General features: G+C 67.5%; 20 protein-coding genes. 12 read left to right on the top strand and 8 right to left on the bottom strand.

What is annotated here, in order from left to right; genetic code table 11:
• Nucleotides 1-225: 225 nt before the first annotated feature.
• Nucleotides 226-2,748 (top strand): PepSY domain-containing protein, encoded by a 2,523-nt coding sequence (locus ACUDTM_RS10520; RefSeq protein ID WP_445391300.1) that lies wholly within the window; start codon nucleotides 226-228, stop codon nucleotides 2,746-2,748.
• 44 nt (nucleotides 2,749-2,792) lie between these two features.
• Here the strand turns inward: ACUDTM_RS10520 and ACUDTM_RS10525 are convergent, their stop codons facing one another.
• On the bottom strand, nucleotides 2,793-5,381 hold the full coding sequence (locus ACUDTM_RS10525) for a methyl-accepting chemotaxis protein (protein WP_445391301.1): 2,589 nt from the start codon (nucleotides 5,379-5,381) through the stop codon (nucleotides 2,793-2,795).
• Between the two features lie 207 nt (nucleotides 5,382-5,588).
• Between ACUDTM_RS10525 and ACUDTM_RS10530 the strand changes: the two genes are divergently transcribed.
• The 3 genes from ACUDTM_RS10530 to ACUDTM_RS10540 all read left to right on the top strand — a co-directional run bounded on the left by ACUDTM_RS10530 (nucleotide 5,589) and on the right by ACUDTM_RS10540 (nucleotide 8,197).
• On the top strand, nucleotides 5,589-6,314 hold the full coding sequence (locus ACUDTM_RS10530) for a hypothetical protein (RefSeq protein WP_188240571.1): 726 nt from the start codon (nucleotides 5,589-5,591) through the stop codon (nucleotides 6,312-6,314).
• Between the two features lie 54 nt (nucleotides 6,315-6,368).
• A complete protein-coding gene (locus tag ACUDTM_RS10535) occupies nucleotides 6,369-7,208 on the top strand; it encodes an arylamine N-acetyltransferase family protein (protein WP_072167282.1) in 840 nt (279 codons plus the stop codon).
• A gap of 272 nt (nucleotides 7,209-7,480) precedes the next feature.
• Nucleotides 7,481-8,197: an ABC transporter substrate-binding protein gene (locus tag ACUDTM_RS10540; RefSeq protein ID WP_061478210.1), complete on the top strand. Its 717-nt coding sequence runs from the start codon at nucleotides 7,481-7,483 to the stop codon at nucleotides 8,195-8,197.
• Here the strand turns inward: ACUDTM_RS10540 and ACUDTM_RS10545 are convergent.
• Complete coding sequence (locus ACUDTM_RS10545) at nucleotides 8,181-9,092, bottom strand: LysR substrate-binding domain-containing protein (protein WP_032954576.1); 912 nt, start codon at nucleotides 9,090-9,092, stop codon at nucleotides 8,181-8,183. The two genes, ACUDTM_RS10540 and ACUDTM_RS10545, sit on opposite strands and share 17 nt — an antisense overlap.
• 98 nt (nucleotides 9,093-9,190) lie before the next feature.
• Here ACUDTM_RS10545 and ACUDTM_RS10550 point away from each other — a divergent pair, with 98 nt between their 5' ends.
• On the top strand, nucleotides 9,191-9,334 hold the full coding sequence (locus tag ACUDTM_RS10550) for a hypothetical protein (RefSeq protein WP_176698770.1): 144 nt from the start codon (nucleotides 9,191-9,193) through the stop codon (nucleotides 9,332-9,334).
• Nucleotides 9,335-9,341: 7 nt separating this feature from the next.
• On the opposite strand, the gene ACUDTM_RS10555 is transcribed toward ACUDTM_RS10550, so the two are convergent.
• Nucleotides 9,342-9,908 carry a GIY-YIG nuclease family protein gene (locus ACUDTM_RS10555; protein WP_072167283.1) on the bottom strand — a complete coding sequence of 189 codons (567 nt, stop codon included), beginning with the start codon at nucleotides 9,906-9,908 and terminating at the stop codon, nucleotides 9,342-9,344.
• 133 nt (nucleotides 9,909-10,041) lie between these two features.
• On the opposite strand from ACUDTM_RS10555, the gene ACUDTM_RS10560 reads away from it, so the two are divergent.
• Complete coding sequence (locus ACUDTM_RS10560) at nucleotides 10,042-10,824, top strand: D-alanyl-D-alanine carboxypeptidase family protein (RefSeq protein ID WP_072167284.1); 783 nt, start codon at nucleotides 10,042-10,044, stop codon at nucleotides 10,822-10,824.
• Nucleotides 10,825-10,837: 13 nt separating this feature from the next.
• On the opposite strand, the gene ACUDTM_RS10565 is transcribed toward ACUDTM_RS10560, so the two are convergent.
• Together ACUDTM_RS10565 and ACUDTM_RS10570 are read right to left on the bottom strand one after the other, a co-directional pair.
• On the bottom strand, nucleotides 10,838-11,431 hold the full coding sequence (locus ACUDTM_RS10565) for a TetR/AcrR family transcriptional regulator (protein ID WP_065178823.1): 594 nt from the start codon (nucleotides 11,429-11,431) through the stop codon (nucleotides 10,838-10,840).
• A 16-nt stretch (nucleotides 11,432-11,447) separates the two neighbouring features.
• A complete protein-coding gene (locus ACUDTM_RS10570; RefSeq protein WP_072167285.1) occupies nucleotides 11,448-12,044 on the bottom strand; it encodes an NAD(P)H-dependent oxidoreductase in 597 nt (198 codons plus the stop codon).
• Nucleotides 12,045-12,169: 125 nt separating this feature from the next.
• On the opposite strand from ACUDTM_RS10570, the gene ACUDTM_RS10575 reads away from it, so the two are divergent.
• Nucleotides 12,170-12,703, top strand: a complete 534-nt coding sequence (locus ACUDTM_RS10575; protein WP_151355412.1) for a hypothetical protein — start codon at nucleotides 12,170-12,172, stop codon at nucleotides 12,701-12,703.
• Between the two features lie 33 nt (nucleotides 12,704-12,736).
• Here ACUDTM_RS10575 and ACUDTM_RS10580 read toward each other — a convergent pair whose 3' ends face one another.
• Nucleotides 12,737-13,564: an isocitrate lyase/PEP mutase family protein gene (locus tag ACUDTM_RS10580; RefSeq protein ID WP_227836829.1), complete on the bottom strand. Its 828-nt coding sequence runs from the start codon at nucleotides 13,562-13,564 to the stop codon at nucleotides 12,737-12,739.
• A gap of 165 nt (nucleotides 13,565-13,729) precedes the next feature.
• Between ACUDTM_RS10580 and ACUDTM_RS10585 the strand changes: the two genes are divergently transcribed.
• The 4 genes from ACUDTM_RS10585 (at nucleotide 13,730) to accC (ending at nucleotide 17,111) form a co-directional block, all read left to right on the top strand.
• Nucleotides 13,730-14,458 carry a DOPA 4,5-dioxygenase family protein gene (locus tag ACUDTM_RS10585; protein WP_180890728.1) on the top strand — a complete coding sequence of 243 codons (729 nt, stop codon included), beginning with the start codon at nucleotides 13,730-13,732 and terminating at the stop codon, nucleotides 14,456-14,458.
• 292 nt (nucleotides 14,459-14,750) lie between these two features.
• Entirely contained in the window at nucleotides 14,751-15,194 is a 444-nt protein-coding gene (gene aroQ, locus ACUDTM_RS10590) for a type II 3-dehydroquinate dehydratase (protein WP_111200453.1), read from the top strand.
• 59 nt (nucleotides 15,195-15,253) lie between these two features.
• The gene (gene accB, locus ACUDTM_RS10595) at nucleotides 15,254-15,733 is read left to right on the top strand and encodes an acetyl-CoA carboxylase biotin carboxyl carrier protein (RefSeq protein WP_005419696.1); all 480 of its coding nucleotides are present in this window, start codon (nucleotides 15,254-15,256) and stop codon (nucleotides 15,731-15,733) included.
• A 10-nt stretch (nucleotides 15,734-15,743) separates the two neighbouring features.
• A complete protein-coding gene (gene accC / locus ACUDTM_RS10600) occupies nucleotides 15,744-17,111 on the top strand; it encodes an acetyl-CoA carboxylase biotin carboxylase subunit (RefSeq protein WP_065178826.1) in 1,368 nt (455 codons plus the stop codon).
• Nucleotides 17,112-17,244: 133 nt separating this feature from the next.
• Here accC and ACUDTM_RS10605 read toward each other — a convergent pair whose 3' ends face one another.
• On the bottom strand, nucleotides 17,245-17,619 hold the full coding sequence (locus tag ACUDTM_RS10605; RefSeq protein ID WP_072167288.1) for a hypothetical protein: 375 nt from the start codon (nucleotides 17,617-17,619) through the stop codon (nucleotides 17,245-17,247).
• The gene (locus tag ACUDTM_RS10610) at nucleotides 17,616-18,581 is read right to left on the bottom strand and encodes a hypothetical protein (protein WP_445391471.1); all 966 of its coding nucleotides are present in this window, start codon (nucleotides 18,579-18,581) and stop codon (nucleotides 17,616-17,618) included. The genes ACUDTM_RS10605 and ACUDTM_RS10610 overlap by 4 nt, the downstream gene beginning before the upstream one ends.
• Nucleotides 18,582-18,745: 164 nt before the next feature.
• Here ACUDTM_RS10610 and prmA point away from each other — a divergent pair, with 164 nt between their 5' ends.
• Nucleotides 18,746-19,666, top strand: a complete 921-nt coding sequence (gene prmA / locus ACUDTM_RS10615) for a 50S ribosomal protein L11 methyltransferase (RefSeq protein WP_111008102.1) — start codon at nucleotides 18,746-18,748, stop codon at nucleotides 19,664-19,666.
• Nucleotides 19,667-19,708: the final 42 nt, after the last annotated feature.

The following is a 19,708-nucleotide window of genomic DNA, read 5'->3' on the forward strand; positions in this document are numbered from 1 at the left end:
CCCCGCAACCGCCCCCCCCCGCCTCCTCACAGGAAACCCGCTGTTGCTTCGGCTGTTGCTTCTGAGGTTGCCGGCCAGCGGCCGGCACTACCGCGGGTGCCGGGTGCCGCCCGGCCGGTACCTCCAGCTTGACCGCAGCCGGGGCGCCACGGAGAATTACGCGACTAATTCTCATTTGCTGTTGCGCAGGATGCGGGCGGCAGCCTCCCGGGCCCCTCTCCTTCGATGTTCAAGAACGTCCTGTTCCAACTGCATTGGCTGCTGGGCATTACCGCCGGTGCCGTCCTGGCCGTGATGGGCCTCAGCGGCGCCGTGCTGTCCTTCGAGGACGAGCTGCTGCGCGCCGCCAATCCCGGCTTTGCCGAGATCGCCGAGCACCATGCCGACGGACAGCATCCCCTTGCACTCAGTGAACTGGTGCCGCTGCTCCAGGCCGGCAGCGAACGCCCCCTGCAACGCCTGCGTATCGATGCCACCGGACAGCGGCCGTCGGTCGCGCGCTTTGCCGGCGGCAAGGACCACTGGGTGTACTTCGACCCGTACAGCGGTGAGCGCTTCAGCGCCCTGCGCGGCCAGGCGTTCTTCGACTTCGTCGAGGACCTGCATCGCCACCTTGCCGCGGGCGAACGCGGCAAGTGGATCACCGGCAGCTGTGCCATCGCCCTGCTGTTCTTCACCCTGTCCGGCCTCTACCTGCGCTGGCCACGACGCTGGTGGCACTGGCGCAGCTGGCTGGCAGTGGAGTGGAAACGCAGCGGGCGCGGCTTCCTGTGGAGCCTGCACTCGGTAGTCGGCACCTGGGTGCTGCTGATCTACCTGATGAGTGCGCTGACCGGCCTGTGGTGGTCGTTCGACGGGTATCGCAGTGCGGCCAGCACGCTGCTGGGCGTCCCACCGGCGGCCAAGCACCAGGTTGCCACCGATGCGTCGCTGGACCTGCACCGCATTGAAGCCACGCTGTACGCGCTGCCGGGCGTGCGCGCCGGCTTCATTGACCTGCGCCTGCCGGAGAAGCCCGGGCAGGCGCTGAACGTGCGGGTGATGGCCGGTGATCCGTCGCAGCGCGGCGGCCACCACGATCGTGCGCATGACCTGCTGCAGCTCGATCCGGCCAGCGGTGCGGTTCTCGATGCCCGCCCGTACGCACGCCAGGGCGCGGGCGGACAGCTGGCCACCAGCGTGTTCGCGCTGCATTCGGGCAGCTACTTCGGTGTACCCGGGCGCGTGGTGGTGATGCTCAGCAGCCTGGGCATGAGCCTGTTCTTCATCACCGGCTGGATGCTGTACCTGGACCGCCGCCGCAGCCAGCGTGCCGCGCGCGGGCTGCGCCAGGCGCTACCGATGCCGGCCAGCGACGCCGGCAACGCAGCGTGGCTGGTGGTGCATGCCAGCCAGAGCGGACTGGGCGAACAGCTGGCGTGGCGCGCGGCGGCCCAGCTGCAGGCGGCCGGCCATGCGGTGCAGGTGCTGCCGCTGGCGCGCATCGATGCCGCGCTCCTGCTGCGTGCATCGAGCGCGCTGTTCGTGCTGAGCACCTTCGGCGACGGCGAGCCGCCCGATGCCGCCCGGCGCGCAGCGCGGCAGTTGCTTGCACAAGCGCTGGACCTTTCGGGCCTGCAGTTCGGCCTGCTCGCGCTGGGTGACCGCCAGTACCCGCACTACTGCGGCTTCGGCCGCCGGGTCGATGGCTGGTTGATCGGAAACGGCGCGCGTGCACTGTTCGAGCGCGTCGACGTCGATGCCGCCTCGGTCCCGGCGCTGCGCCGGTGGCAGCAGGAGCTGGGTGCGCTCACCGGCATCGTCACCGATGACAGCGTGCTGCCTGCGGCTACGCAGATGCATGAGTGGCGCCTGCTCGGCCGCGACCGCCTCAACCCTGGCAGCGTCGGCGGAGCCATCTGGCGTATCCGTCTTGCCGCACCGGCCGACGTGCAGTGGCAGGCGGGTGACATCCTGCACATCGCGCCCCGCCACAATGCCCAGCACGCCGGTGCCGTGTTGAAGGCGCATGGGCTGGATCCGCTGCAGCCCCTGCTGGTCGATGGCCATCCGCGCACGCTGCTGGCGCTGGCCAGTGAACGCGAGCTGCCCGAGGCCGATGCTGCGCTGGCGGTGCAGGATGCCTGCCTGTGGCTGGCCGGGCTGCCGCTGCTGCCCAGCCGCGAGTATTCGATCGCCTCCTGCACGGATGATGGCGTGGTGGAGCTGGTGGTGCGGCTGGTGCATGACGCCTCCGGTCGAGCCGGGCTGGGCTCGGGCTGGCTGTCGTTGCATGCGCCGATCGGTGCCGGCATCGTCGCCCGCGTGCATCGCAACCCCGGTTTCCATCGTGTCATTGGCGCGCCGATGGTGCTGATCGGCAACGGCACCGGCATCGCCGGCCTGCGCAGCCTGTTGCGCGAAGCCGCCCGTGCAGGCGAACACGGGCACTGGCTGTTGTTCGGCGAACGCCAGCGTGCACACGATTTCCTGTTCGCCGACGAGATCGAAGCGTGGCAGGCCGATGGCCATCTCGCCCGGGTGGACCTGGCGTTCTCGCGCGATGGCGACGGCGGTTATGTGCAGGATCGCCTGCAGGCGGCCACCGGAACGCTGCGCGACTGGATACAGCGCGGTGCGGTGATCCATGTCTGTGGGTCGTTGCAGGGCATGGCCGAGGGCGTGGACCAGGTGCTGCGAACCGCGCTGGGTGATGAAGCGGTGGAAACGCTGCTGGAAAACGGGCGCTACCGCCGCGACGTGTATTGATTCCTGCCGCCGAACGCTGGTGTGAGCCGAGCATGGGCTCGGCTCTACAGTGTTCCTGCAGCCGATGTAGCGCCGAGCCTACGCTCGGCTGACCAGGCCGCCGCGGCGCGCGCCTGCGGCATCGACTGCAACCGGAACGCGCCCACCGCGTCGGCCAGGGCACGCACCTGGACCTGCATCTGCGCCGTGGAGGCACCGGCCTCTTCCACCAGGCTGGCGTTGCGTTGGGTACTGGCTTCCATCTGCACGATGGTCTGGTTCACCTGTGCGATGCCGGCATGCTGGTCCTGCGACGCACTGCGGATACCCGCCAGCAGCTCGGCCAGCTGCTGCACGCTGCCGACGATCTCGCCCATCGTGATGCCGGCCTGTTCGGCCTGCTGGTTGCCCTGTCCCACACGCGCCACCGAATCCTCGATCAGGCCCTTGATCTGCTTGGCCGCCTCTGCGCTGCGTTGTGCAAGCAGGCGCACTTCCGCGGCCACCACGGCGAAACTGCGGCCCTGCTCACCGGCACGCGCCGCTTCCACCGCAGCATTCAGCGCCAGGATGTTGGTCTGGAAGGCGATGCCGTCGATCAGCTGGGTGATGTCGCCGATGCGGCGTGATGCCTCGCTGATGCCCTGCATGGTCGCCACCACCTGACCGACAGCCTCGCCGCCGCGCTGCGCCACCGCAGCCGCACCCTTGACCAGCGCGTCGGCACGGCCTGCGGCATCAGCATTGCGACCGACCGTATCGGTCAGTTCGTGCATGGAAGCGGCGGTCTCTTCCAGGTTCGCGGCCTGCTGCTCGGTGCGCTGTGACAGATCTTGATGACCGGCAACGATCTCGCCAACGCCGGTATCGATACTGGAGGTGGCGTGCTGGATGCGGGTGACGATGCGGCCCAGCTGAGCGACCGTCGCGTTGGCATCATCGCGCATGCGCGCGAACACGCCCTGCAGCTCACCCTCCATGCGCACACTGAGGTCACCACGGGCCAGCGCGGCCAGCAATGCCTGCAGGTCGCCGAGGTTGGTTTCAAACGTCGCCAGCAGGCGGTTGATGCTGGTCGACAACGTGCGCACGAAGCCCTGCTTGCCCTCCAGCGCGATGCGACCGTGCAGGTCGCCGTGTGCTGCAGCATCGACCAGCGCAGCGACCTCGGTTTCCAGCAGGGTCTCCAGCGCACGACTGCGCCATTCCACCGCTACGCCGAGGAATTGCCCTTCATCGATGACGGGGTTGGCAATCAGCTGGTAACGCGTGCCAGCATGGCCGATCTCGCGCTCTTCGCGCTGGCGCACGCCGGCCAGGCTGGCCAACGCCGGATGCAGGCGTACCGCGTCGCTGCCCACCAGCGCTTCGTTCCGCAGGTCAAGCAGCTGCAGCAGTGCCGGGTTGGCGTAGGCGACCTGCCCTTCCGCATCGATCACCATCAAACCGGTCTGCGCACTGTCCAATGCCTGGCGCACCCGGGTGTTGCCGCGCGCCACGGCACGCTCGGTCTCGATACGCGCGCGCAGGCGCTGCTGCATGTCGACCAGGCGCTGCGCCAGCTGGCCGATCTCGTCGTTGGCGTTGTAGACGCGCAGGGTGGTGTCCAGGCGGTCGTCGGCGATGTCGCTGGCGAAGTGCAGGGTGTCCTGGATCGGCTGGCGCACTGCACGCAGCACCAGCACGAGGCTGGTGATCAGCACACCGGCGACCAGCAGCACGGTCAATGCAAACAGCACGCTCATCGTGCGCGCACCAGCCTGCTGGCGGGCCTGGGCACGGGCCAGTGCCGCGGCTTGTGCCTGCTGGAATGCGGCCAGCGCAGGCGCTACGCCCGCAGCGGTATCCAGCAGCGACTGCGCTTCCACATCCAGGCCGACACGGGCAGCGGTATACCCCAGCAATGCGGTCTGATACGCCTCCATTCCGGTGCGCAGGGTGCCCTGCGCATCCGCGGGCAGGCCCGCCAGCGCGAGATCGAACGGCAGCTTTTCTTCGCTGGCGCGGTCGGCGTGGGTGGAATCACCGTCGAGCAGCAGCAGTGCCTCCTGCCGCCGCATCTTCTGCAGGGACAACGCCAGCGCATCCCGCTGCTGCGCATCCACCTGCCCCTGCAGCGTGTCTGCAGCCTGTTGCAGCTGCGCGGCGAGGCCGGCCTCACCACGGCCCATCTCGTCGACCCGTTCGAACAGGGCGGCAACACCCTGCGAGAACGCGCCTGCAGCTTCGGTCAGCGCCTGCAGGGCCTTGCGCCGGCCTGCATCCATCGGCATCGTGCGCAGCGCCCGCAGATCGTCCTGCAGCGCCTTTTGCGTGGCAAGCAGCTGCGCGCGGTCGGCATCATCGAAACTGCGTGCATACTGGATCTGCAGGCGGCGCGCTTCGGCCACCCGCGTGGCCAGGCGCGCGGCGAGGTCACTGCCGCGCTGGTAGCTGGCCTGGCTGCGCGCAGCCTGCGTGCTGGCATGCCCGGTCCAGGCGTAGACGGCTGCGATTGCGACCAGTCCCAGGCCACAGACCCACAAGGTCGCCTTGAGCTTGTTGGCTACGCTCAGCCGATGCGGTTGCAGCCACAGCAGCAGGCCGGAGGACGCCGGGCGCAGCGCCGCAAGCTGCGTGCGCAGGGACCGGAGGTGGGGGACAACGGCCGACATGACAGGCTCCAGGTAGAGGGACGCACCTGTATCGGCCGTATGCGAAGAAACTTTAGGTCCAATCTTCTTCCTCGCGGATCCGATCTCGCTTCTTGTACCGGCAACAAGCGACGATGCGATGACAGAGAACATCTCCATTTCTCATCTCCTGAGAATCCCGACTGATAGAACTACGTTTCACACAATTACCTCGGAGCAACTGCAGCCATGCTCATCAGCACGGTACTGAGTCAGATTCAGACGCTTGGCATCCCTGTCGGGATCGGTACTGTCATAGTGGTCCTCGCAACCATCGTGCGCTGGTTCTTCGGACCTCCTATGGACAGCTTCCACCGCTGGAGAGAGTCAAAGCATCGGGATCGCGAGTACTTGCTGAAGATCGCGGATCATTCAGAGGATGATCTGGAAGCAAGCTGGGTAAAGGAGTCCACATTGCAGGAGGCATTTCGAGGGCGCTATGGCCTCCTGGTCGGGCGCGAGGAGCGCCGGGCCTACTTCAGCCTCATGCGCTGCTACTCGCCAAGCATCAAATGGCGCCATATCAGGGGCATAAGTACACTGGCACGGCGCAGCATGGATGGCACCAGCATTGAATTTCACATGCCCAAGCGAGAGCGCCGCTGGCGATACGCTGCCGGTGCTACTGGCATGATCTTCTATCTGTTCGGCAGCATGCTTTGGGTTGAAGGCCTGCTTTCCGCCATGCATGGCTCTTGGGCGGGAATCGTTCTGGGGGTTCCGGTCGCAGTACTTGGCGCTTTCACAACGCGCGTATCCCTGTTCCCTCTGCAGAGCTACGATGCAATTGGGAAAGTTATCCAGCCTAACGAGCGTAATGAGTTTCTTTTGATCCCAATCCCCGAGGCAAAAAACCAGAGCCCCTCCTCTCTCAAGCCGGCATCAATTGACGCTATGCCGCGCCGCCGCGCTTGACCTCAACCCCGGTTGGGGGAGCACAGTGGACGTTCCTCCCCGCCCGGTGCCGCCATGACGACGCTCGATGTCCCCCGCTACCTGCAGCGCCTGCAGCTGGATGCACCGCCACCGCGGACGCTGGCCGGCCTGACCCTGCTGCAGCAGCGCCACAACGCAGTGCTGCCGTTCGAGACCCTCAGCTGCCTGCTGCGCGATGCGGTACCGATCGACCTGGACAGCGTGCAGCGCAAGCTGCTGGACGAGCGCCGTGGCGGGTACTGCTTCGAACTCAATGGGGGCCTGCTGTCGCTGCTGCAGGCGCTGGGCTTCGATGCGCAGCCATTGACCGCGCGCGTGCTGCTGGCTGCCCAGGACGGCGAACTGACCGCACGGACCCACCTGCTGCTGCGCGTGCAGGTGGACGGCGATGACTGGCTGGTGGATGCCGGTTTCGGCAGCCTGACCCCGACCGTGCCGCTGCGGCTGCATGATCCGCAGCCGCAGGCCACGCCGCACGAACGCTATCTGCTGCAGCGGCTGCCTGGCGAGGGGGATTTCGTGCTGTACGCCGAATCCGGTGACGGCTGGCGGGCGATGTACCGTTTCGACCTGCACGTGCCCGCACCGATCGACAACGTGGTGGGCAACTGGTACGTGTGCACCCATCCCGACTCCAGCTTCCCTGGCCAACTGCGCGCGTCGCTGACCGGGCCGGACTGGCGACGCACCATCGGCAGCGGCAACTACACCGAGTACCGCCCCGGCCAGGCACCGGACAAGCGTCCGCTGCACGATGTTGCCGACGTGCGCGACGTGCTGCAGCAACGCTTCGGCATGCAGTTGCCCGAAGACCCGCGGCTCGATCCGGCGATCAACGACTGGCTGCAGCGCTCACGCGCCGCGACCTTGTAGAGCCGAGCCCATGCCCGGCTGAGCTTGGGCGGCTGGGTCAACAGCAGCCGAGCATGGGCTCGGCTCTACGGAACCGTGCGCGCCTGCAACGCAATCCGGTTGCCTTCACTTTCGCAGATCTCGGCCACGCTCCAGGCTCACCTCCAAGTCCATGCCCACACCTGCGGCCTCGTCGGCAAACGGAAGGTAGGCCATCCTGCAGTCGTGCAGCATGACACTCCTTGCAGGGCAGCGCTGGCATGCTGGGTGCCCCTTTCCTCGCGGAGTCCTGCATGTCCCTGGCCGATCACCAAAGTGCGCTGGCACCGCAGGGCTTCCTGCGCGTGGCGATCAACCTGGGCAACCCGGTGCTGGCGCAGGGCGATGCGCACTCGCCGCGCGGACCGTCGGTGGAGCTGGCCGCGATATTGGCGCAGCGCCTGGGTGTGCAGGCACGCTTCACCTGTCACGATGCCGCAGCCTCGGTGGTCGCTGCGGCAGGCGAAGACGGCTGGGATCTGGCCTTCCTGGCCATCGATCCGGCACGTGCCGACCGCATCGCCTTCAGTGCTCCGTACGTGGAGATCGAAGGCACCTATCTGGTGCGCGAGGACAGTCCCGCGCAGCAGGTGACCGACCTCGACCGCGAGGGGCTGCGCATCGCGGTGGGCCGCGGTGCAGCCTACGATCTGTTTCTCAGCCGCGAACTGCGCCACGCCACGATCGAACGGGCCGAGACGTCGGCGGCTGCGATCACCCTGTTCGATCTGCAGCGCCTGGATGCCGCCGCCGGCGTGCGCCAGCCGCTGCAAGCATGGGCGCGGGCGCATCCCGGCCACCGCGTGCTGGCTGACCGTTTCACCGCGATCCAGCAGGCGGTGGCGGCGCCGGCATCCCGCCCCGCCGACGCGCTGCAGGCGCTGTTCGAAGAAGTGGAGGCGATCAAGGCCGGCTCGCTGCTGGAGGAGGCATTCGCGCGCGCCGGGCAGGCGGTCACGCTGGTGCGATGAGTGTAGCGTCCGCCATGTGCCGCACGTGTTCGGCAGCCTGCGCGTGCAGCCAGTCGCGGAAGGCAAGAAAGCCGCGGTGGCGGGCCGAACGCTGCGGGTAGACCAGCCAATGCGGCCAGGCGGTTTTCAGGCGCAGGTTGGACAGCGCAACCAGTTGGCCGGAATCCAGCAACAAGCGCGCCCGCGTCACCCGCCCCAGCGCCACGCCCACCCCGTCCAGCGCCGCACGGTGGTGTGCCTCCGAATCATCCAGCACCGCTACGAAGCGCGACGGCGGGGTCTGCCCGCTCAACGCGAACCAGGCCCCCCACGCGCCATCGGGGTCCCCCAGCAGTGGCCACTGGTTCAGTGGCACCCGGTCGATCCCTCCCATGCGTTCGATCAGCGCCGGGCTCGCCATTGGCAGCAGCCACTCGTCGAACAGCGGCTCAACCACCAGGCCCGGCCACTGCCCGCTGCCCAGCCGCAGCGCGGCGTCGAACTGGCGCTGCCGCTCGAAATCAATCAGGCGCTCACTCGACTGCAGGTTGATCTCGATCTGTGGGTGCTCAGCCACGAAATGCCCCAGGCGCGGCACCAGCCACGCCGACGCCATCGACGGCACCGCACTGATCGTCAGCACGTGCTCGGCGCGGGCCGCATAGGGCTGGAAGGCTTCGTTGATCGCATCCAGATGCGGGCCGACCTGGTCGAGCAGGCGCTGCCCCTCCAGGGTGAGGGCGACGCCACGCGGTTGGCGGACCAGCAGTGGCTGCCCGAGCCGCTCTTCCAGCTGGCGCATCTGATGGCTGAGCGCACTGACGGTCAGGTTCATCGATGCCGCTGCCCGTGACAGGTTGCCCAGCCGCGCGGCGGCCACGAAACCCTGCAGGGCATGAAGGGGCGGACGGGACATCAGGCTTGAATTCCTCTCAAGGCATGCTTGCGGAAATGTCGCTTTTTGCCCGCCCATGCTGCCCGTATCGTGCAATCCACTCAAGTGGAGGCACGCTCATGAACATCTTCGGCAGCCTGTTGTTCCTGCACGGCCATGTGGCCAACGCCGAGCTGGCACGCCAGCTGGCCAGTCCGTCCACCGACTCCCCTGCGTGCGCGGCGCAACCGGCCGCGCCGGTTCAGCAGCCGGGGACCCGTTGAACGCGGCTCAACCTGTGTACCAGCGTTGGACGTATTCAGGCAGCCAGGGCATTGGATCGATATCCAGTGCCCGGCAACCGTCGAGCGTGTCACGCAGCACGCCCTCGCCGGGGCCACCGGAAATCCGCAGTCCTTCCTCTTCCGGAAGCTGCACCACAGCCCAGTCGTGCAGCCGGTCCATGCGCAGGCGCATCGCCACCTGCAGCCACGCCTTCAGCGGGTAACAGCGATAGCCTTGTTCACCCAACGCAGCAATTGCGAGCGACAAGGCCTGGTTGGCACCACGTACCCATTCAGTACGACCCCCAGCCTTGTGCTGGATCGTCATCGGTGCCGGTGCGCGGTGCGCCTTGAACGGCGAACGCAGCTGCAGCTCCAGATCACGTGCATCACGCTCGCCCTCCGCTTCCACCAGCGCACCGGCATCGAGGTCGAAGAACTCGAACCAGCGCCGATGCAATGCGCTGATGCGTCCGAGCGGATCACGTGAAAAGCCGATCTTCGCGTAGTCCTCCCACGCACACGGGAAGACGTAGGTAAAGACACGACCATCGATGCGGATATCCGATTGCATGTGCGCAGGCTGCCTCCACCTCAGCCCGGGCGCAACCGGGCGCTACCGTGCACGCTGCAGCGCACCGGCAGTGCGGCTTCGTGCAGCCGGCACGAACTATTCTTGCTGACTGTCGCTGCCATCTCCGCCCGCCATGCCGTCTGCTGCGCCCGCCCCCCTACCGATTTCATCCATCACCCTGGAAGCGGCAACCTCTGCGGTGATTCACCAGCACAACGCTGAAACCGCGCGGCAACCGGCATCGCTGACCAAGCTGATGACCGCCTACGCCGCCTATGCGTGCGTCGAAGAGAACGGACGCTCGTGGGACGACCCGGTCACCATCGCCGCCGACGATGTGCATGCCGTGGCCGATGATGAAACGCGCATGGGCCTGGCGCCCGGCGAGACAATCACCCTGGCGCGCCTGCTGGAAGGGTTGATGGTGGTGTCCGGCAATGACGCTGCATTGGCGATCGCGCGCCACCTGGACGGATCGCAGGCCGCATTCCTGGAACGCATGAACCGGCACGCACGCCAGCTCGGGCTGCGCAGCACCTGGTTTGCCAGCGTGTCCGGCATCACCACACCGCACCATGTCTCCAGCGCGCGCGACATGGCGGTGCTGGCCGCCCGCCTGTTGAACGATCATCCGCAGATCCTGGCGATCACCGCGCAGCGCGCGTTCGCCCATGGCAGCTTCAACCGCAGCAACCAGAACGCCCTGCTCGGCGAAGACGGCGTGGACGGCTTGAAGACCGGCTACACCCAGGCCGCAGGCTTCTGCCTGGCCGCCACCGCGTGCCGGCCAGTACCCGGGCGGGACCAGCCGGTACGGCTGATCACCGTGGTGTTGGGCTCTGCAAGCCGCGACGCGCGCGACGCACTGGTGCGCGACCAGTTGGCCGCGGGATTCGCCGCCCTGGCCGGCGGCTGACCGCTCGTGCGGCTCAGCGCCGCTTGACCGTCGCCACGATCAGCCGCTGCAGCTCGGCCACGGCACCGGCCTTGTCCAGCGCGCCGGCAGCCACACCCTCTGAAAGGGCTTCAGCCGCACCGAGGATGGCCCAGCGCCCGGCCAGCGACACCGTGCCGTCGGCCGCGAACGGGCCCAGCCAGACCTGGCAGTTGTCGATGAAATCCTGCTGGTAGCGCCGCCGCACCTCATGCAGTTCCGGCGCCCCCACCAGCGCGGCGAGGATGCCTTGCACTTCACTGCCCTGGCTGAGGACGCAGTCGATGTAGCCGGAGGCGATAGCCGCCGCCCGATCGACCAGTTGCGCCCGGGCGCGACCGATACGCTCGTGGAAGACCACGGTCTGGCGTCCGTCATAGTCATCGTAGAGCGCCGCCAGCAAGCCATTGCGGGTCACGAAGTGATCATAGGCCACAGGCTTGGTCACGCCCGCCGCTTCGGCCAGCCGCCCCAGCGTCAACGCTCCGGTACCTTCTTCGCGGACCAGTGCCCAGGCCACATCCAGCAACTGGCGGGTGCGTTGCTCCCGGGTCATTCGGCGGCGCGTGGGGGTGGCGTTGGCGGGCATCGGCGGAGCACGGCGATCAGCGCATCGGAACACCAATTTTACGGCCGATCGCCAGCGCGGTCTGCAGATGCGCTTCAGCGGCACCGGTATCGGCGTCCAACAGCAGGTGGGACGACAGCACGCGCGCGCCGCAATAGTCGAAGATGCCCATGTCGATCTGGGTCCTCATTGCCGCGTCGTAGCCACGACGTTCGACCATGGCTGCGTCGGCGCCGCCCAAGCCGACCAGATGCACATTCAGGCGCTGCAGCTTCTTCACCAGCCTGCCCTGCGCATCCTGTGCGTAGGCCCAGTCGTTGGTGAACACACGGTCGATCCAGCCTTTCAGCAGCGCCGGGAACGACCACCAGTACAACGGGAACACCAGCACCAGCGTATCGGTGGCATCCAGCCGCGCGTGCTCGGCAGCGACATCGGCCGGTACCGCGCCGGTGCTGCGGAACAACGCCTGGTCCTGCGGGTTGAAGCGCGGATCGAAGCCTTCGGCCATCAGGTCGGCATAGGCCACGGTGTTGCCGGTGTCGGCCGCGGCAATGGCATCACCGATGCGACGCGCCATCGCGTGGGTCAGCGAACCGGGCTCAGGGTGGGCGATGACAATGAGGCTGTGCATGGAGATCTCCAGGAATCGATACTTACTAATGGTAAGTAGCGATTCCGGGGAAACCAGCGCCACCGGTGGGACGCTGTTTTCGCGTCCAACGTATAGTGCAGCGATGCCCTGTGGGACATCCGGACATGGATCGACGCCTGCCCCTGGCGATACTGACGCTGCTGCTGTCGCTGTTGCTGCCATCCGCCTTCGCGGGTGAACTCAGTCCCAGTGACGCGAAGGCCCTGCGCGAAGATGTGCGCGCCCTGATGACTGCCTACGCCCGCGGCGACGCGGACTTCCTCATCGAGCGTACGCATCCCAGCCTCAAGCGGCTGGCCGGCGGCGATGAGGCCTTCCAGGCGATCACCCGCGATGCGTTGAAGAAGCAGCACAGCGGCGGCGTGGTGGTCATCAGCGAAGACGTCGGTGTGCCGACCCGGACCTATGCGGCTGGGGAGGAAGAAGTCTGCTTCGTGCCACGCCAATCCCTGGTACGGGTGCGTGAAACCCCGATGCGCAGCACCACGTTCATGGTGGCCGTGCGCCGCATTGGCGGTTCCGGGTGGACATATCTGGACGGCACGGGGCTGCAGGACAATCCACGCCTGCTTCGCCAACTGCTGCCAGCGTTGGAACCCGGCGTGATCCTGCCCAAGCGGGAGATCGAGGCGTTGTAGTCGCCGGCCCTTCCCGCCATGCAGGGCGCGGGGCTACTGGAACAACGCGTTCAAGGCCGCCCCGGACGCCGCCTGCTGCAGGCCATCGAAGCGTCCGTCCTGCACGATCGGCTGGGTCGCCTGCATCAGTCCAGCCCACGCGGCACGCGCCAGCGCACCGCCCAGGCTGACCCGGCGAACGCCAAGTGCGGCGATGTCCTGCAGGCTCAGTGCTGTGGGGCCAGCGACCAGCAGGTTCACCGGCTTGGAGCCCGCGGCGGCGACCACCGCACTGATCTGCTCGCGCGTACTGATGCCCGGTGCATACAGCACATCGGCTCCGGCCTCGGCATAGGCACGCAGGCGCCGCAGGGTGTCCTGCAGATCCGGTACGCCCACGAAGAAGTTCTCCGCTCGCCCGACCAGCAGCACGTCGCCGCCCGCGCGGTCGATGGCCGCACGCGCCGCGCACAATCGCTCGACCGCCTGCTCGATGGGCCTCAGTGGTGCATCGGCCAGGCCGCTGGCGTCCTCGATCGACAACGCCGCGATGCCGGTATCGAGCGCCGCGGTCACCGCCTCCTCCACCGCCTGTGGCGTAGCGCCGAAACCATCACCGAAGTCGGCATTCAATGGCAACGGGGTCGCCGCCGCCATCAGTCGCAGGTGCTCCAGCGTGGCCTGCAGCGATACCGCGCCGTCCGGCCGCCCCTCACTCCAGGCGCAGCCGGCACTGGTCGTGGCCAAGGCCTGGAAGCCCTGCCGTTGCAGATAGCGCGCACTGCCGACGTCCCACGGATTGGGCAGCACGAAGCATCCTGCTGCATGCAACTGGCGGAAGCTGGCGCGCTTGCGCAGGGTGTCGGCATCAGGCGAGGCCATGGCGGGCTCCGGGGCGGCAAACCTGCACCCTAGCCCGCCGTTCGGTCGCGCTCAAGGCGACGAAGGCAGCCGTGCATGAAGTGATGCCGGCTGCTTATTGGACGCCACCGGCAGCCGTGCCCGAGCGTGGACGCCTGCCCCCCCAATGCCGCCACGGAGCACCTCATGCACCCGGACCCGCAGCCCCTCATCGACCCGGGCGACGATGACGCCCACTGGGCCGACGTGCTTTCGCCCGCCCGCCGGCGCCTGATCGCGTCGGCCGGCCTGGCCGCCGGCGGCCTGGCCAGCGCGTCCACCGCCACCGCCGCCGCGCGCGTCGGCAGCGCCGTGAACACCACCGAGCCCGGACGACCCGGCTTCCGCGCCATCGTTCCGCCAGCGTCCAAGGGCCGCAGCCCCTGGGGCCAGGCCACGGCCAGCGAACCGACCCCGCGCCCGGCCAGCGTGCGCCCCGGCGAGGCCACGTTGCCCACCGCCCCGCGCGCCTACACCGACATCAAGAGCTACCACGCCCATATCTATTTCGATGAGGACAGCTTCGAGAAGGCAGCCCTGCTGCGGCGCTGGGCCGCCGAGCGCTTCCCGGTGGAGCTGGGCAACTGGAACCTGGAGCCGCGTGGCCCGCACGTCACCCCCTCTTTCTACTTCGGCTTCACCAACGACCTGCTGCCGGTGCTGGTGCCCTGGCTGCAGCTCAACAGCCTGGGGCTGACCATCCTGATCCACCCCAATACCGGCGACGGTCGCGCCGATCACCTGTACTACGCGTTGTGGGTGAACCGCGCTCAGCCGGTGAACGCCTACAACTGGCCGGCGCCGCAGCCGGGGGAACAGGAGCCGTTGGAGGAGGTATTCCCGAACGTGGTGCCGACGGTACCGTTGGAGACCTGAGCGATCAGCTGACAGGCAACTCCCTGGTAAGGGCACAGCGGCTGCGCCCTACGCCTCCTCATCCACGCAGGGTGCGGCTCTGCCGATGAGCGGCCCGGGCGTGATCGTCGGCCTACGTGCTCGCATCCACCGCAAGCACGCCGTTCAGCGCGCCTTGATCCAGCGCCCGCCGTACGGCGACAAGCCCTGCAGCGAATTTCAAACGGACGATTGAAACGCTGCAAACTTCGCCGAACTGGACAGCATCCGCCGGTTCCGCCAGACTGCCGCCCTTTCCCGTCTTCCGGATCCCATGGCGAAGCTGCTGGTCCTGCACGGCCCCAACCTCAACCTGCTCGGCACCCGCGAGCCGGAGGTGTACGGCCACACCACGCTGGCCGACATCGACCAGGCCCTGGCCGCGCAGGCATCCGCTGCCGGGCACGCGGTGGAAAGCCTGCAGTCCAACGCCGAGCATGTCCTGGTGGACCGCGTGCAGGCCGCGCGCAACGACGGAACCGCGTTCATCCTGATCAACCCCGCCGCCTTCACCCACACCTCGGTGGCCCTGCGCGATGCGCTGGCGGCGGTGGCGGTGCCGTTCATCGAGATCCACCTGTCCAACCCGCATGCCCGCGAACCCTTCCGCCAGCACAGTTACTTCAGTGACAAGGCGGTGGGCGTGGTGTGCGGCTTCGGTGCCGACAGCTACCGCTACGCGATGGACGCGGCGCTGCTGCGCGTATCCGCCACCTGATTGTCGACCCGGGCGCCCACGGCGCTCTCCTCACCTAGATAGAAACCAAAGAGGCCCTCATGGATCTGCGCAAAATCAAGAAGCTGATCGACCTGCTGGAAGAGTCGAACCTGGCTGAAATCGAAATCAAGGAAGGCGAAGAGTCGGTGCGCCTGTCGCGCGCCCCGGTGGCCGGCTATGCCGCCCCGGTCGCCGCGCCGGTGTATGCCGCTCCGGCCGCCCCGGCGCCGCAGGCGATGCCGATGCAGTCGCCGACCGAAGCCTCCACCGGCGGCAGCGCCAAGCCGGGCCCGGCACTGCCGGAAGGCCACGTGCTGCGCTCGCCGATGGTCGGCACCTTCTACGCCTCGTCCGCCCCGGACAAGCCGGCCTTCGTCACCGTGGGCCAGCAGGTCAAGGAAGGCGAAACCCTGGCCATCATCGAAGCGATGAAGATGTTCAACCCGATCGAAGCCGACACGTCCGGCACCATCGTCGCCATCCTCGGCGAGAACGGCCAGCCGGTGGAGTTCGACCAGCCGCTGTTCGTGATCGGCTGAGGGGCGCGCCATGCTCGACAAAGTCGTCATCGCCAACCGAGGGGAGATCGCGCTGCGCATCCTGCGCGCGTGCCACACCCTCGGCATCCGCACGGTGGCCGTGCATTCCACGGTCGACCGCAACCTCAAGCACGTGGCCATGGCCGACGAGTCGGTCTGCATCGGTCCGGCGCCGTCGCCGCAGAGCTACCTCAACATCCCGGCACTGATCGCCGCCGCTGAAGTCACCGACGCCCAGGCCATCCACCCGGGCTACGGCTTCCTGTCGGAGAACGCCGACTTCGCCGAGCGCGTGGAAGAGTCGGGCTTCATCTTCATCGGCCCCAAGGCTGACACCATCCGCATGATGGGTGACAAGGTCGAAGCCATCCGCGCGATGAAGGCCGCCGGCGTGCCGTGCGTGCCCGGCTCGGGCGGCCCGCTGGGCGATGACATCGTCGCCAACACCAAGATCGCCCGTGAGATCGGTTATCCGGTCATCATCAAGGCGGCCGGCGGCGGTGGTGGCCGTGGCATGCGCGTCGTGCACGCCGAAGCCTCGCTGAAGACCTCGATCGAAACCACCAAGAGCGAGGCCAAGGCCGCGTTCGGCAATGGCGAGGTCTACATGGAGAAGTTCCTGGAGAACCCGCGCCACGTGGAGATCCAGGTGCTGGCCGATGGCCAGGGCAACGCCATCCACCTCGGCGAACGCGACTGCTCGATGCAGCGCCGCCACCAGAAGGTGGTGGAAGAAGCACCGGCACCGGGCATCACCGCCGAACAGCGCGAGCAGATCGGCAAGGTGTGCGTGGAAGCCTGCATCCGCATCGGTTATCGCGGCGCCGGCACCTTCGAGTTCCTGTACGAGGACGGCCGCTTCTACTTCATCGAAATGAACACCCGCATCCAGGTGGAGCATCCGGTCACCGAAATGGTCACCGGCATCGACCTGGTGGCCGAGCAGCTGAAGATCGCCGCTGGCCAGAAGCTGTCGATCAAGCAGAGCGACGTGGTGCTGACCGGCCATGCCATCGAATGCCGTATCAACGCCGAAGACGCTGAGACCTTCGTGCCGAGCCCGGGCACCATCACCGGCTTCCATCCGCCGGGGGGTCCCGGCGTGCGCGTGGATACCCACATCTACAGTGGCTATCGCGTGCCGTCCAACTACGACTCGATGATCGGCAAGCTGATCGTGCACGGCCCGGACCGCGAAACCGCCATCGCCCGCATGCGGGTGGCGCTGAGCGAGATGGTGGTCGATGGCATCAAGACCAACATCGCCCTGCAGCAGCGGATCATGCGCGACAAGGGCTTCCAGGCCGGTGGACAGAACATCCACTACCTGGAAAAGCGCCTTGCCGAGCGCAAGAACAAGCCGATCGCGCTGACCTGATCGTCACCCGATGCTGGACAAGGAAAGGGCGGGGATATCCCCGCCCTTTTCTGTTTTCCTTCCGGCAGCGCCGAGCCGTTCCCGGCTTGCGGGCGAGTGCAGCCGAGCATGGCTCGGCTCTACTGATGCGGCCTCAGCGCGCGTCCGCCGCCGTCGCCGGAATCTGCGAATTGGCCAGCGGCCGCACGCCATTGGGCGAGGCTGGATCGACGATCACCATGGTCTCGGTCGAGCCATCCGGCCACACTACCTGGAAGGTGCTGCCAGCCGGCAGTGAAGCGAACGGCATGCCCGTCTGCGCGCGATAGACCGCAGCGACCTGGCTGGCGCCGGCGCGGCGCACGTCTTCCTGCGCCTTCACCGTGGTCAGTTCCACCTTCGACAGATGCCGGTAGCGATCCTCGTAGGTATCGATCATCAGCAGGCCGACCGCACCGGCAGAGTAGGCCACGAACAGCGCAACCCAGAACCAGAACTTGGCCCCATGCAGGAATCGACGGTAATTCATCGCCCGTCCCTCTTTCCAATCAATCGCTTGATCCATTCCTTCATTTTCCCAGCACCTTGCCGCGATACCGCAGCGTCATACACGAAATCCCGGAAATCCTGCGCTCCATCCTGCGAACAGATCCCTCCATTCGCACAAAAACTGTTGACCAGCACGCTGTCCGCTCCACACGGTAGACCGAGTTCGCAGGCCGCAAGCCGCCATGCAAGCTCACTGAGCTGTTCGCCCGCCACCAGGCCGTCGAGTGCGCTGTCACCGGCGGCACGCACGCCCATGCCCGGCGCGATCGCCATATAGGCCTCCGGATCACGCGAAGTGCGCACGCGCTCGACCAGGTCGCGGCGGTACTCGGCACTGTCATGCAACGGCTCACCCTCGGCGAACAGCGATGCTTCTGCGGCCAGATTGCCCTGCGCGGCCGCCTTGCGGCGTTCGGCCAGCACCAGCGCAGCGCCCAGCTTGTCGCCCGGAACGAAGCCGCCACACCGCTTCGCCACGCGCTCGCGGGCCTCGATCATCGCCGGCGCCGCGGTCAGGCCCAACCCGCTCAACACGTTGTTGTCCAGGCGGTAGCCACCCGGATCGAGCGCGTACTGCGCGCAATAGTCATACACGCGGCTGAGCATCCAGCGCGCTTCATGGTTGCCGGTATCGGCCTGTACGCGCAGGCGCTGGGCGAAGGCATACAGATCGCTGGCGTCTTCGATGTCGGCGCGGAGGTCCAGCGGCAGGCCCGACGGCAGCGTGTTGCCGCGCTCAACGGTAGCCAGCCGGCGCGCCAGGGCCTCCGGCACCACCGGCAACGCCGCTCCGCTGTCGCGGCTGGCCACGACGGTCGGCAGATCCGGCGACGGTGATGCCACGCCCGCCGCATGGCCGCTGGCCCGGTACCCGGCCACGCCCAGCACGGCCACCGCCGGCAGCACGAGCAACCAGGTTTTCAGGGTCGGGGCGAAGGCCATCGGCGGCGGTGAGCGTTCACGGCGCACAGGAAAGTGCCGAGTTTAGCAAGGCCCGGCAGGCCTGTCTGAACTGCCCCCGTTCATCTCAAGGTGGCATCTCACACGATACGGAGACGCTCCGATGGTCTAGCATGGCCCCCTTTCCCGTGATTGCCTCCACCGCCATGCCGTTCCTGGAACTGACCCTGCGCTGCACCGAAGCCACCCAGCCCCGCTATGAAAATGCGCTGGAGGACGTCGGCGCACTGGCCGTGACCCTGCTTGATGCCGAAGCCGACACCAGCAACGAACAGGCCATCCTCGAACCCGGCGTGGGTGAAACGCCGCTGTGGGACACCCTGGTGCTGAGCGCACTGTTCCCCGCCGACAGCAATGCGCTGCTGCTGCTGGCCGCCCTGGAATCGTTCGATCCGGAACTGGACTGGAGCAACGGCAGCTTCCGCGCCGTCGAGGATGAAGACTGGGAACGCGCCTGGCTGGACCAGTTCCAGCCGATGGATTTCGGCAGCCGTACCTGGATCGTGCCGTGGAACCATGAACTGCCGGACGCCGCGCAGGCCGCCGATGCCGCCGTGGTGCGGCTGGACCCGGGCCTGGCCTTCGGCTCGGGCACCCACCCGACCACCGCCCTGTGCCTGCGCTGGCTGGACCAGCTGGCCGTGGACGGCCAGTTGCAGGGCCAGCGCGTGCTCGACTTCGGCTGCGGCTCGGGCATCCTCGCCCTGGCCGCGCTGAAGCTGGGTGCCGCCGAAGCGGTCGGCGTGGACAACGATCCACAGGCGCTGGTCGCCACCGCCGACAATGCCGAGCGCAACGGCGAGCAGGCGCGCATGCACGTGTACCTGCCGCAGGACGAACCGGTCGCCACCTACCCGATCGTGGTCGCCAACATCCTTGCCTCGGCACTGGACGCGTTGGCCGAGCTGCTGGCCGCGCGCGTCGCTGCCGGCGGCCGCATCGCCCTGTCCGGCATCCTGCATGGCCAGGAAGGCGAACTGCTGCAGCGCTACGCCGCGTGGTTCGACGACCTGCAGGCGACCCGGGATGGCGACTGGATGCGCATCACCGGCATACGCCGCGCCTGATCGTGATTGAATGACCGCTGGATCCGAGCCCGCACCCTGAGC

The sequence above is a fragment of the Stenotrophomonas maltophilia group sp. vghtpe118 genome (assembly GCF_052605195.1).

Excerpts from the sequence above, each read along its gene's own strand:
- ACUDTM_RS10530 (WP_188240571.1), top strand. The coding sequence starts at position 5,589 with ATGCTCATCAGCACGGTACTGAGTCAGATTCAGACGCTTGGCATCCCT.
- aroQ (WP_111200453.1), top strand. The coding sequence starts at position 14,751 with ATGGCGAAGCTGCTGGTCCTGCACGGCCCCAACCTCAACCTGCTCGGC.
- accC (WP_065178826.1), top strand. The coding sequence starts at position 15,744 with ATGCTCGACAAAGTCGTCATCGCCAACCGAGGGGAGATCGCGCTGCGC.
- ACUDTM_RS10520 (WP_445391300.1), top strand. The coding sequence starts at position 226 with ATGTTCAAGAACGTCCTGTTCCAACTGCATTGGCTGCTGGGCATTACC.
- ACUDTM_RS10610 (WP_445391471.1), bottom strand. The coding sequence starts at position 18,581 with ATGGCCTTCGCCCCGACCCTGAAAACCTGGTTGCTCGTGCTGCCGGCG.
- ACUDTM_RS10585 (WP_180890728.1), top strand. The coding sequence starts at position 13,730 with ATGCACCCGGACCCGCAGCCCCTCATCGACCCGGGCGACGATGACGCC.
- ACUDTM_RS10535 (WP_072167282.1), top strand. The coding sequence starts at position 6,369 with ATGACGACGCTCGATGTCCCCCGCTACCTGCAGCGCCTGCAGCTGGAT.
- accB (WP_005419696.1), top strand. The coding sequence starts at position 15,254 with ATGGATCTGCGCAAAATCAAGAAGCTGATCGACCTGCTGGAAGAGTCG.
- ACUDTM_RS10545 (WP_032954576.1), bottom strand. The coding sequence starts at position 9,092 with ATGTCCCGTCCGCCCCTTCATGCCCTGCAGGGTTTCGTGGCCGCCGCG.
- ACUDTM_RS10565 (WP_065178823.1), bottom strand. The coding sequence starts at position 11,431 with ATGCCCGCCAACGCCACCCCCACGCGCCGCCGAATGACCCGGGAGCAA.
- ACUDTM_RS10580 (WP_227836829.1), bottom strand. The coding sequence starts at position 13,564 with ATGGCCTCGCCTGATGCCGACACCCTGCGCAAGCGCGCCAGCTTCCGC.
- ACUDTM_RS10550 (WP_176698770.1), top strand. The coding sequence starts at position 9,191 with ATGAACATCTTCGGCAGCCTGTTGTTCCTGCACGGCCATGTGGCCAAC.
- ACUDTM_RS10555 (WP_072167283.1), bottom strand. The coding sequence starts at position 9,908 with ATGCAATCGGATATCCGCATCGATGGTCGTGTCTTTACCTACGTCTTC.
- prmA (WP_111008102.1), top strand. The coding sequence starts at position 18,746 with ATGCCGTTCCTGGAACTGACCCTGCGCTGCACCGAAGCCACCCAGCCC.
- ACUDTM_RS10605 (WP_072167288.1), bottom strand. The coding sequence starts at position 17,619 with ATGAATTACCGTCGATTCCTGCATGGGGCCAAGTTCTGGTTCTGGGTT.
- ACUDTM_RS10540 (WP_061478210.1), top strand. The coding sequence starts at position 7,481 with ATGTCCCTGGCCGATCACCAAAGTGCGCTGGCACCGCAGGGCTTCCTG.
- ACUDTM_RS10570 (WP_072167285.1), bottom strand. The coding sequence starts at position 12,044 with ATGCACAGCCTCATTGTCATCGCCCACCCTGAGCCCGGTTCGCTGACC.
- ACUDTM_RS10525 (WP_445391301.1), bottom strand. The coding sequence starts at position 5,381 with ATGTCGGCCGTTGTCCCCCACCTCCGGTCCCTGCGCACGCAGCTTGCG.
- ACUDTM_RS10560 (WP_072167284.1), top strand. The coding sequence starts at position 10,042 with ATGCCGTCTGCTGCGCCCGCCCCCCTACCGATTTCATCCATCACCCTG.
- ACUDTM_RS10575 (WP_151355412.1), top strand. The coding sequence starts at position 12,170 with ATGGATCGACGCCTGCCCCTGGCGATACTGACGCTGCTGCTGTCGCTG.